Here is a 12,428-nt window from a genome sequence, read left to right as displayed (position 1 = left end):
GACGCTCTACCAACTGAGCTAAGCGCCCTTTAACGTCTTCATCGTTTGTGAGGTGCATTATAGAGAATCTTTAACAGGTGTCAAACGCTTTTCGACTTCTTTTTAAAAAAATGCGAATGAATGATTAAAAATAAGTCATTATTAAGTAAAAAACAATTTTTTGTATTTTATTTAAACACTTATTTCAATATTTTCCACATTTACAGAGCTAATCAATAAGAGATAAAACTCGCACTCAGGTCAAAGATTGTTCAGATAAATAAACTAATGCATCTTCAGCCACTAAATCAAATAGCTCAATGATTTCTTCATTACGCATTCGAACGCATCCATGTGACATTGGCACCCCCATTGGTTGCGTGTCTGGAGTCCCATGAATGTAGATATAACGTTGCATGGTGTCGTAGCCTTCGCCTTTATTAAAGCCTTCTTCTAAGCCATCTAACCAAAGAATACGAGAAAGGATCCAGTCTCGCTCAGGATATTGAGCAGCTAACTCAGTGCTATAAACCTCCCCTGTTGGCTTACGTGCAATAAAAACTGCATTTTGTGGAGACTCGGCACCAATTTTCTTTGCCACTCTATGCCATCCGCGTGGAGTTCTGCCGGTATTCTCCTGCTCACCAATTCCATTCTTTCCTGTAGAAATGACATAAAACTTATTATATTTAGGTAAAGTTAATGTTTGGTTCGCTAAATCGATAAGAACATCAGCATCTTCGAGCTTAAATTGAGACATTGAATTTATTCTCTTATATCAACTCAAATAGATTGAGTTTAATTAAAAAATTATTGTAAGGGCTTGTCTTGCAGTGAAAATAAAAGATTATCAATCTTCTTTTATTATCTACGCGCAGTTTCACTGCTTGTCTTGCACCAAAATAAAAGATTATCAATCTTTTATTTTGGCTCAGGGCGTAGCCATAACCAAACTGCAACCAAGAACATAGTAATATCAGTAAAAGCCTTGACTAAAAGTGGCGCTGAAGTAAATAGCATGATAACTCCGCTAATCGCCATCATTATGCTTGCAATCCACTTCGCTTTACGAGGCACTGTGCCATTGGCTCGCCAATCACGTAGCGTTGGACCATATTTAGGATGATTTAACAACCAATTATCCATTTGTGGCCAGCCTTTTGACGCAGCCCAAGCAGCCAGAATCAAAAACACTGTTGTTGGCATACCTGGTAAAATTGCTCCAATAATGCCTAGCGTGATAAAAATCACCACTAAAGTGCGCCAGAACAATGTTCGCATATAGAAACCTTAACCTGCTGTTAGCGTTAGTATAAAGTGTTTTTCTAATATTTTTTGTTGATCCGCTATGAAATTAGGATGAATTACTTCGAGTATTAAATGTATGAATATTGCCTCAGTTAAAACTTCCTATTTCGAGCCATGGCTTCAATTTCAACATCCTATAGTTCGACAGCTCGCCTTTTGTATTGCTAGTCCAAATTTACTTTGCCAACTGCCAAAAAGCTTAGATATACAACATCACTTTAAGCTACATCTAAGTGAGTTTTGGGAAGCTCATTTTCAAAATTATTTACCACGTTTAAAAGAGCTCGATCAAACCCCAGAACCTTTAATTGAGTTTTTATCTCAGCTTAAAAGTACACGTCTAGGTCTACGCTTTGAACATCTACTCTGGTTTTGGTTACAAGAGGATCAGTATCACTCCTATAAATTATTGGGACATAGTATTCAAAAAATTGAGGGACCAAAAACATTAGGTGAGCTAGATTTTTTAATTTTAAATAAAGAAACTCAAGAAATTGAACATTGGGAAGTAGCCTTAAAATATTATCTAGGTGAGGCAGATTTACATTTAGAGCAATGGATTGGCCTAAACCGTCAGGATACTTTAAGTAAAAAGCTTTATCATTTTACGGACAAGCAATTTCAATTTCCTGAAGCCTTAAACTTCGAAATTCAACAACGCTTTGCAGTTTTAAAGGGACAACTTTATCTCCCTCTAGAGTTAAATTTGCAGCAGTCACTACCTGATTGGGTAAATTTAAAGCGTCGTTTGGGATATTGGGGTACCACAATTCCTCATTCTTCTTTTTATCGATTAGAAAGGCACGAATGGCTTTGTCCAAATAAACAACCTAGTTCAGCTCCAGCACATTGGTGGACAGACGGTTTATATTGTAAAAATGGTCAGGAAATTCTGTTTTATATGTTTAGACATCCTTCACACTTAAAATTTAAGTCCAACTTGCAGAAATTTAAATAATTAACAAGAAATTTAAGCTTCCAGAAACATTTTATAACGTTTTTACTATTAAACAGTCATGTTTCTTTTTACGTTTGTTTTTTAATCTAAATTTACTTCATTATTAAATTTAAACGGAGAAAATGATGAAAAAAGTTTTAGCTGCTTCTGTCATGATTGCTGTTGTTTTAACAGGCTGTAATACGTTTAAGGGTTTTGGGAAAGATGTTTCTAAAGCAGGTGATGCTGTAACGAATACTGCTGAAAAAACACAAGATAAAATGTAAGTTAGAGTTATCACTAAAAAACCTTATCGTTCCGATAAGGTTTTTTTATTTTTACGTACCCATCACGTAGAGATTCGCCTATTATATCGAACTATATTTCACCTGATCAGCACGCAATTTCCGGTATGAACCATTCAGATACTCTCTCGCTTAGCCTAGAACTTTTACAACAACCTTCTGTTACTCCAATCGATCATACTTGCCAGACCATCATGGCAGACCGTTTAAGCCAAGTTGGTTTTCATATTGAACCAATGTGCTTTGGTGATGTAGATAATCTCTGGGCACGTCGCGGAACTGAAGAGCCTGTATTTTGTTTTGCAGGTCATACTGATGTCGTCCCGACAGGTAAGTTAGAATCGTGGAATTCAGACCCTTTTGCACCAGAAATTCGCAATGGAAAATTATATGGTCGCGGTTCGGCAGATATGAAGACAGCTTTGGCAGCTATGATTGTCGCATCTGAGCGTTTTGTAGCAAAACACCCAGACCATAAAGGATCTATCGCATTTCTGATTACTTCCGATGAAGAAGGCCCTGCTGTTAACGGTACGGTCAAGGTTATTGAGACTCTTGAAGAACGTAACGAAAAAATTAAATGGTGTTTGGTAGGTGAACCTTCAAGTACTCATAAATTAGGTGATATTGTTAAAAATGGGCGTCGTGGTTCGCTTAATGCAGTATTAAAGGTCCAAGGTAAACAAGGTCATGTAGCTTATCCACATTTAGCACTTAACCCCATTCATGAAGCATCACCTGCTTTAACAGAGCTATGCCAAAGCGTTTGGGATAATGGAAATGAATATTTCCCAGCAACATCATTTCAGATTTCAAATATTCATTCTGGAACTGGTGCAACCAATGTCATTCCAGGTACTTTAGAAGTTACTTTTAACTTCCGTTATTCAACAGAAGTGACTGCTGACCAGCTTAAACAACGTGTTCATGAGATTTTAGATAAACACGGTTTACAATATGAAATCGTTTGGAATTTGTCTGGTTTACCTTTCCTAACTCCAGTGGGTGAACTCGTTAATGCGGCTCAAACTGCTATTTTAAATGTAACAGGCACGGAAACCGAGCTTTCAACCAGTGGTGGTACTTCTGACGGACGTTTTATTGCTCCAACAGGCGCACAGGTATTAGAGTTAGGGGTTCTTAATGCAACAATTCATCAAATTAATGAACATGTTGACGTGCATGATCTTGATCCACTCACTGATATTTATGAACAAATTTTAGAAAATTTATTAGCTAAATAGAAATTAAAAAGGAACTCAAATGAGTTCCTTTTTTTTATAGATGAAGCGAGTTTTGGATATATTGCAAATTAGGAACGTGGTAGCGTTGATTCTCCATTCGCACATATTTAAATACAGTTGGGTGCTGCAAAGCTTCTTGTGTATCTTCATTTTCATCTACGACTTCAGAAATACGTAAACGAACTGAAGCTGGCATCGATTTACAGATGAGTGCAAAACGTTGGCTGATATCTTCACTTTCAATAACTAATGCCACCGCTCGCGAATCAATTTCATTATGCACAGAATAGACTGGAAGCTTTACGTCATGCCATTCAATATGCTGAATACCATTTTTAACATCCATCGCTGATAACACGATATTTTGTGGCAATAGCATCGGAACTTGCTGATCACATTCAATAATATATGCATCAATAAAACCAGTTGAAACAGTAATTAAATGTTGAAGTTCTTGCTGATCCATTTCACTAATTAATGATGTACTTATCTGACTCTTCATTACGCAAGTTCCTCTTCACGTGTCATGAAAAAAGCTTCAATATTGTGAAGTAAATCTTCTTCTTGGAAAGGTTTACCCATGTATTGGTTGACCCCTAAAGCAAATGCTCGTTCACGGTGTTTTTCACCAGTTCTTGATGTAATCATAATAACTGGCATATCTTGATGTAGATCATGATGTCGAACAAGATTAAGTACCTCAAAGCCATCCATTCGCGGCATTTCAATATCAAGTAGCATGAGATCTGGTTTAATATTTTCCAGCTGCTCAATTGCATCAATACCATCTTTTGCTGTGACTACGTCATAGCCCTGACGTTCGAGTAAGCGAGTCGTTACCTTACGGACTGTGACAGAGTCATCTACAATCATAATGAGACGGCGTTCATCAGACTCGCGTTGTCTATAGATACCCTCATTAAGTGGCTTATGTCGGCGAGTAGACTGAATTTGGCGAGCAATATTTTGTCCATCTAAAATTAGACAAACTTGACCATCACCTAAAATAGTTGCGCCTGCAATCGCACCAATACTAGAGAACTGCTGCCCGATTGGCTTAACTACAATCTGCGCTCGTGAACCAATAAGCTGATCAACCAATAATGCAATGGTTTGTCCATTATTTGTCTTAATCATTAATACTGGTAGTGAATACATCATCCCACTTAAACGTGGAATCGGTTGATTACCAACAAACTCAGATAAATAGCGTAATGGATAACGTTTATTTTCAAATTCAAAGAATTCTTGTGCGCTTCCAAAATACTGTTCTAATGATGTTGGTGAAACTCGAACAATTCGATCAATTTGAGCCAACGGAATTGCAAATTGTTGATCAGCAACTTTAACCATTAAGGCATCACTAACAGCTACTGTGGTTGGAACACGTATGGTAAAGATCGTTCCTTGCCCATAAACAGAGTCAACACTCACATGTCCGCCCAAAGCTTTAATATCACTTTGTACGACATCTAGCCCGACCCCACGACCTGAAATCTGAGTGACTTGATCGGCTGTACTTAACCCTGGATGGAAAATCAGCTGTAAAATATCTTGATGTTCTAACACTTGTTCAGGATTAATCAAACCAGACAAGATGGCTTTGTGACGGACTTTCTCGATATCAATACCTTGGCCATCATCTTTAAAGGTAACAACAACATCCGTACCTTGACGATTAATATTTAGTTCAATGCGTCCAGTTTCTGGTTTTTGCGCTTGTTCACGTTGTGCGCGATCTTCTAGACCATGGTCAATTGCATTTCGAAGCATGTGCTCAAGTGGCGTAACCAAACGCTCTAGCATTGTCCGGTCTAGCTCACCTTCGGTATTATTAACAAAAAGCTCTGCTGGTCGATCCAATGCCGTAGAGGTCTGTCTCACAATTCGTTGTAAACGAGGTAGCAACCGAGAGAATGGTACTAATCGCGTTCGCATTAGCCCTTCTTGAATTTCGGCCTGAATACGTGATTGTTGTACCAGCAAACTTTCGGTGTCTCTGATTTTTTCGGATAATGTATTTTTGAAATCTACTAAATCCGATGCAGATTCGGCAAGTGATTTCGATAATTGATTTAATGAAGAATATTGGTCCATCTCTAGAGGATCAAATTCTGTATAACGAGAATGCTCAATACCGTGTTTTGCAATAATCTGGCTTTCTAATTCGCCTTCCATTCGACGTAACTGGTCTGCAAGTCGTTGAATGGCTAATTCCATTTCCACTAGCGTATGGCCAAATTGACTGAGATCCATTTCAATTCGTGAACGGTTAATCGAATTTTCACCAGACAAATCAATCATTTTCTCGATTAAATCTGCTGAAACACGAATCATCTCATTATTTTGTTCAAGATGCTGTGCTTGTTCCCATGCCCCCAACATTGGCGGTGGTTCTGCCCCATCACCTTGCACGAAGCTCATGACAGGTTCTGAACCGAATAGATCAGTTCTAGTCAATTTACTTGGAATTTGTATTGCAGTTTCAATAAACTGAATATTTTCTAAACTTTGTTGTAAACCATCAAAGTGTTGATAATTTTGCTTGAAAATTGCCTCTTTTAACCAAACAATCGCACTTTCTAGCAAGTTGTCATAAATATTTGAGCTAAAATGATAAAGTGCAAATTTTTCAAAAGCATTTTCAAGTTGATAAGCAATCGCTTGTACGGTTTCTAGTCCCAGCATACGGGAACCACCTTTCAAGCTGTGCACTGCTCTTTGTAGCTGAAGCAAGATACTACGATTAGTACGCTGCTCAAACCATTGCTTTAATAGATGATCGGCCATCTCTAACAGTTCAGCCGCTTCCTCCATAAATGCCTGTTCGACAACAGAATTAATATCCTCATCTTGGATACTATCTGTATAGCCTTCTGCATCAAAAACTTGTAATTCTGTGTGTTCAACAAGCCTAATATTAGACTCAACAATCTGCTTAAAATTAGAAGTTAACTCATCGAGATTTAATGCAGTATTGTCTATAGCTTCTTGTTGTAATACTTCAAAAGTTAATTCCGGTATAACATCTGTTTCAGACTCAGCTTGCGTCTCTTTAACAGTAGATCCAAATGAGTTATATACCTTAGCTGCACTCTTAAGCGCTTGAATAGTATGAGAAGCAGCATAATCTAGGTGTTGTTCACGTACTATTTGTAGACGATCAGCCAAGTCATCTTGAACCAAACGGATAAAATCAATGAGAGCAGATGAAGTAATTAACTGTCTTTGAATTAAACGCTCATAAATACTTTCCAATTCATGTGCGATTAAACCAATATAATTTGCCTGAATCATATTTGCGCCACCTTTTAAGGTATGCAAATAACGCATCAGATTATTAAGCGCAGCGAAGTTCTCTTGATCATTAATCCAAATATTAAGATCTGTATCCATTCCTTCAAGCAACTCATCGGCTTCTTCAAGAAAAATATCTAATAGTTCTGGATCGAAATAACGGTTTACATGCTCAGTAGACATGAACTGGCGATCTAAATGCACACTCTGACTCATTGCTACATGATCAGTTAATACACTTTCGATTGATGCTGAAGATTCATGTGATATTTGTTCTACATCAGCACCAAATAACGACTCAACAGCGTCCTGATCAGTATCTAATGATTCAGAATTAAGGCTTGGAATATGTTGGGTATATAGTTTTAGCTCTTCCAACACATTTTGGTGTTGCTCAATAATGCTAACTCTTTGACCCGCAGCTAATGCATCAAATAACTGAATTAATTGTTGATGTGCTTTTTGATAAATTTCAAAAACATAATCTGATTGTAATAAATCAGGGCGATCCAGCAATACGTCATAGCTATCTTTCAGCTGGTTCGTATATTCATATAAACCAACCATGGCTTGAGACTGAGTATGTTGCAATAGCACATCAGCTTGTCCACTTAAACGTTCAAGATAGTGAGGAAACTCAGAACGAATTCCTTTCTCAAAATCTAACTCTGCATCAAGTAATTCTGAAACATCGAGCTGTAACAGCTGAGAGACTAGACCATGTGGAGCCGTAAGCGGACTTGAATGCTCACCATGCTGCTCCATATAAGCATCCCAAACCTGATTGAATTGTTTCAGGTTAGAATCTAATTGTTCATTAGAGCAATGTGCAGCTAATAGGTCTAAACTATTTCGAATAAATTGACGGTAATCACGAAGTAGTAATATCTCTTCTGAATGAGAAGAAAGCTCTTCTTGTAATAAGATTTTGAATAAATGCTCAACCTTGGTACTAGCATCAAAAATAGCTTCTACCTGAGCCATTGCCGAGCTGCCGCGCAACGTATGTAATGCACGGATGAGCGCATTGTAACTCTCATGCTGATGTATTTCTTGTTCTAAGAACTGATCGATAGTCGCTAAGTGCTCTTCCGCTTCTTCCATAAATAAAACTAAGGTTTCAGCAAGGTTATGTTCACTTTCTAAAGTGGTTTCTAGAGTTAAATTATCTGATTCCTGTTCTAAATCACCCACCTCTAAACCAGTCTTAGTTTCCGCAGTGAGAGTATCAGACAATAATAAAAGTTCTTCTAAAGCAGGCTCTAAACTTTGCTGTTGTTGTAATTGTTGTCCCAATAAAATAAGAGGTCTAAAATCTACTGCATGTTCCTTTTTAGATTTAAAGTCATCTACTAATTTAAAGAAATAGAACTTAAATACCAACTGAACATATTGTTGGATGTTAGGAGTTAATGTGAGACTCTCATTGATTACCCGATTAAGCGTATCTTCTACAGTCCAAGCAAGCTCAGCAGAGGATTTCGCTGCAATCATTCGCCCTGAACCTTTTAAGGTATGAAAATGGCGACGGATGTCAGTCAGCGTAGCAACATTTTTAGATTGCATCCATTCATGAATCAAAGATTGCAATTCAACAAAAATTTCTTCAATTTCTTCAACAAAAATATCAAGAAATTCGTCATCTTGTTGAGAATAGCTATCTTCCGGTAGCATCATTGCTTCAGTTAAAGTTTTTAATATTTCTTTCATAGCAAAGGCTTCTTTTGCTTGTCCCCTAAATGGAGAAAAACGACAGAGTCAACACCAGATAAATAACTGTGTCCCCAATATTTATCTGGTGTTGTTAATACTTTTTAGAAGAATAGCTAGTATAAAAACAGCTATCCTCGTCCCCAATTTAATCAGGTAATTTAAAGTCCGTTACCGATTCACGTAATGACTCTGCCATATTTGCTAATTCAGAAACAGAACGCGCTGTATCGAATGTTGCAGTTGTCGTTTGCGAAGTAATTTCTTGTACGACGGTCATGGTTGTCGCAATATGACTCGCAGATGCAGACTGAAGTTTTGCTGCATCAGAAATACTGGCCATTAAGTTTGCCAAGTCACCAGATACTTTTTGAATCTCGTCCAAGGCAATACCCGCATCTTTTGCCAAGTTCGCTCCGCGCACAACCTCAGTTGTTGTTTGTTCCATTGAAATAACAGCTTCGTTAGTATCGGTCTGAATTGTTTTAACCAGAGTTTCGATCTGTTTAGTTGCCGATGCTGAACGTTCCGCAAGACGCTGTACTTCATCTGCAACCACGGCAAAACCACGTCCTGCTTCACCTGCCATAGATGCTTGAATTGCTGCATTTAATGCAAGAATGTTTGTTTGGTCCGCAATGTCATTAATTAACGATACGATGTTACCAATTTCTTGTGAAGACTCACCCAAACGTTTAATACGTTTAGACGTTTCCTGAATCTGTTCACGAATCGTGTCCATACCTTCAATTGAACGGTTTACCACTTGTGCGCCATTAGAAGCAATTTCTACCGAACGTTCTGCTACCTCGGTTGATTCCGATGCATTTGAAGATACTTGGTCAATTGATTGCGCCATTTCATTCATTGCGGTTGACGCGCCGGCAATTTCTTGTGCCTGATGCTCGGATGCTTCTGCCAACTGGTTGGTAATATTTTGTGTATCCTGCGTATAGCGAGCAACTTCCTGAGACGTATCATGAATTCGGGATACAAGATCACGTAATTGGTCAATCGCAAAGTTAATCGAGTCGGCAATCGCTCCTGTGAAGTCCTCAGATACCGTTGCATATGAACGCAAGTCACCATCTGCCAAGTCGGCAATTTCATCTAGTAAACGTAAAATCGCGTTTTGGTTACGGTCATACTCTTCTTGCAGGGTAGCTACACGTTGTTTATCCGCTTTACTACGAAGTGATAAAAGTTTTAAGACTGAGCTAATTAAACCAATAAGTGATAATGTAAGAAGCGCAACTAAAGCAAACGCTTTCCAACCATACTGCGTTTGCTCAGAAAGATCAGTCAATACAGATAACATTTCATCAGATTCCGAGAAGATCTCACCTGATGACTGACGTACGTTTACAATCTGATCTGTATGTTGAAGAACTGATGCCGCTGCAGATTTTAAAACTTTATCATATTCAGATTTAATACCTTCCAAAGATTCACGTACTTCTGGAGACTCAACTCTAGCAACACCCAATTCAGCATTTCCGTTTAGCTGTGCATTTAAATACACACCAAACGTCTCAATATCGACACCAAAGTCATGTGCTGAGGTCTGAGAGTTTTCTGCACCAACCAAAACGGTATTAATAGAACGTAAAATACGTTCTGCAATAAATACTTGGTTCTTAGCAATAATCACCTGACTACTTGGTGCTTTTTCGCGAACCATCTTATCTACCATCAAGTTATATTCAGCTTGAATCTCAGGAATAGAATCACTAATCGAGATGTTCATGTTATATAGCTGATTAATTACGTCCTGATGTGACGAGATCAAGTTAATGTCATACGACAAGGCTTTCCACAGAACCGCAACCTTTTTGTATTCTTTTGAAGATGTACCATGAATACTTTCAACATCTTTGATATTTTCTGCAAAAAGTTTATTTGATTCAGCTAAGTCTTTCATAGCTTTAGGTGAACCAGAAGCCGTTGCTTCTGTAGCCTGTCTAGAAATTGTTTGTGATAATAAACGCAACTCACCCAAACTACGTGTTAATTCGTTATGTCGAGGTACGCTATAAAATAAATAAACGAGCGAAGTTAAAGCAAATACCAAACATAACAACGCTACATAAAGGATAGGCTTGGACTTTTCACTTTCCCCAAATAAACTGGCGTATTGCTCAATTCCCGACTGGATTTTTGCAATAAAATTGAGACCCGATTTTTCGGACGCAACACGATTGCCGCCTTTCTTTTTAAGCTTAAAGCCCATAGCTTCTCCCCAGAAAATACTCTGTTTTTCACAGCGTAAAAATTAGTTTATAAATTTTGTCGATGCATTCATGTAATGTGGGTTTTGCAATAAACGACTAAATAAAAAGACATGCCAATGCTGGTTATGTTGGTTAAAATAACCTTGGCAATAATCTTTTAGGTTTTCCTCTAAGTCTAAGCTTTGAGAAAAAAAACTTTTTTTATTAAAGTGCTGAATCCCCAAGACCTGATCCACAACCAACCCCACATACTGGTCGTGATGGCTAATACATAACACTTTTTGGGCAGACGAAAATGTACTTCGTTGCCCTGAAATAAAATGAGCCAAATCAGAAACCGAAAGCAACCTTCCCCGAATGTTCGCCAAACCCTTCACCCAACTTTGAGCATTTGGAACTGGCGTATATTTCGGCGGATAGATAACTTCTGACACTTCCCCAAGTGGTGCGACGAAGTATTGCCCTCTCATTTCAAAAGCAATCCCTGACCATCGCTGTGCTTCATTTTGAACTGAAGCGTAATTCTTATTACCCCGTTTAGACAAACGAAGTAACTCGATAAATCCATTCGCTGCCATACTCGATCCTATAAAACGGGCACATAACCCCGTTATTTATGTTTTTATGGATGGATGAGTTAATTTAGAAATTGTTTAATTACATCAATCAATTGCTTTTCTTCGATAGGTTTAATCAGATAGTCGATTGCACCTTGACGCTTGCCCCATACACGGTCAGTTGCCTGATCTTTAGTACTCACAATAACAACAGGAATATGCTTAGTGTCTTCATCGCGGGTAATCTGACGTGTTGCCTGAAAACCATTTACACCAGGCATAACAACATCCATTAACACTAAGTCAGGCTGTTCTGCTTTTGCCAAAGTTACACCGTCTGCACCATTAGATGCTTCAAGTACATCATAGCCATGCTTGGTTAGAATTTCTCTAAAACGATAAGTTTCTGTTGGTGAGTCATCAACAATAAGAATACGTGCCATTTCTTTGCCCTTAAATTACTTAATTATGAACTTACATGATTACGAATCGCGTTTAACAATTCATCTTTGCTAAAAGGTTTCGTTAAGTACTCATCTGAACCTACCACACGCCCTTTTGCCTGATCAAATAAACCATCTTTACTAGAGAGCATGATAACGGGAATGTTCTGATAATTTTGAGAGTTTTTAATCAAAGCGCAAGTTTGATAACCATCTAAGCGAGGCATCATGATATCAACAAAAACAATATCTGGATTTGCCTCAGCAATTTTGGACAAAGCTTCAAATCCATCTACCGCAGTAATCACTTCACAGCCTTCTCGCTGTAATAAAGTTTCTGCTGTGCGGCGAATGGTTTTTGAGTCATCAATTACCATTACTTTCAGATTTTGGAATGCATCTTCCATTTAATCTTCC

11 protein-coding genes are annotated in these 12,428 nt (G+C 38.1%); 3 read left to right on the top strand and 8 right to left on the bottom strand.

Features of this window, described 5'->3' with window-relative positions; genetic code table 11:
- Window positions 1-235 precede the first annotated feature (235 nt).
- Complete coding sequence (gene elsL / locus NL42_RS18215; RefSeq protein ID WP_461313818.1) at window positions 236-739, bottom strand: cell wall-recycling L,D-carboxypeptidase ElsL; 504 nt, start codon at window positions 737-739, stop codon at window positions 236-238.
- Window positions 740-900: 161 nt separating this feature from the next.
- Window positions 901-1,260, bottom strand: a complete 360-nt coding sequence (locus NL42_RS18210) for a YbaN family protein (protein WP_016137131.1) — start codon at window positions 1,258-1,260, stop codon at window positions 901-903.
- A 103-nt stretch (window positions 1,261-1,363) separates the two neighbouring features.
- Between NL42_RS18210 and NL42_RS18205 the strand changes: the two genes are divergently transcribed.
- The 3 genes from NL42_RS18205 to dapE all read left to right on the top strand — a co-directional run bounded on the left by NL42_RS18205 (window position 1,364) and on the right by dapE (window position 3,773).
- A complete protein-coding gene (locus NL42_RS18205) occupies window positions 1,364-2,245 on the top strand; it encodes a DUF1853 family protein (protein WP_461313817.1) in 882 nt (293 codons plus the stop codon).
- 122 nt (window positions 2,246-2,367) lie between these two features.
- On the top strand, window positions 2,368-2,511 hold the full coding sequence (locus NL42_RS18200) for an entericidin A/B family lipoprotein (RefSeq protein WP_003655297.1): 144 nt from the start codon (window positions 2,368-2,370) through the stop codon (window positions 2,509-2,511).
- Between the two features lie 125 nt (window positions 2,512-2,636).
- Window positions 2,637-3,773, top strand: a complete 1,137-nt coding sequence (dapE, locus tag NL42_RS18195; RefSeq protein ID WP_461313816.1) for a succinyl-diaminopimelate desuccinylase — start codon at window positions 2,637-2,639, stop codon at window positions 3,771-3,773.
- 34 nt (window positions 3,774-3,807) lie between these two features.
- Here the strand turns inward: dapE and NL42_RS18190 are convergent, their stop codons facing one another.
- The 6 genes from NL42_RS18190 to pilG form a co-directional block, all read right to left on the bottom strand.
- A complete protein-coding gene (locus tag NL42_RS18190) occupies window positions 3,808-4,275 on the bottom strand; it encodes a hypothetical protein (RefSeq protein ID WP_461313815.1) in 468 nt (155 codons plus the stop codon).
- Window positions 4,275-8,780 carry an Hpt domain-containing protein gene (locus tag NL42_RS18185; RefSeq protein ID WP_461313814.1) on the bottom strand — a complete coding sequence of 1,502 codons (4,506 nt, stop codon included), beginning with the start codon at window positions 8,778-8,780 and terminating at the stop codon, window positions 4,275-4,277. Before NL42_RS18185 ends, NL42_RS18190 begins: the two co-directional genes overlap by 1 nt.
- Window positions 8,781-8,928: 148 nt before the next feature.
- On the bottom strand, window positions 8,929-11,010 hold the full coding sequence (locus NL42_RS18180) for a methyl-accepting chemotaxis protein (protein WP_461313813.1): 2,082 nt from the start codon (window positions 11,008-11,010) through the stop codon (window positions 8,929-8,931).
- A gap of 42 nt (window positions 11,011-11,052) precedes the next feature.
- Window positions 11,053-11,589: a chemotaxis protein CheW gene (locus NL42_RS18175; protein WP_461313812.1), complete on the bottom strand. Its 537-nt coding sequence runs from the start codon at window positions 11,587-11,589 to the stop codon at window positions 11,053-11,055.
- Window positions 11,590-11,648: 59 nt separating this feature from the next.
- Entirely contained in the window at window positions 11,649-12,011 is a 363-nt protein-coding gene (locus NL42_RS18170; protein WP_004789266.1) for a response regulator, read from the bottom strand.
- Between the two features lie 23 nt (window positions 12,012-12,034).
- Complete coding sequence (gene pilG, locus NL42_RS18165; RefSeq protein WP_000389061.1) at window positions 12,035-12,418, bottom strand: twitching motility response regulator PilG; 384 nt, start codon at window positions 12,416-12,418, stop codon at window positions 12,035-12,037.
- Window positions 12,419-12,428: the final 10 nt, after the last annotated feature.

This window comes from Acinetobacter sp. GN11 (assembly GCF_054823985.1).
This window is presented reverse-complemented; position numbering and strand designations above follow the sequence as displayed.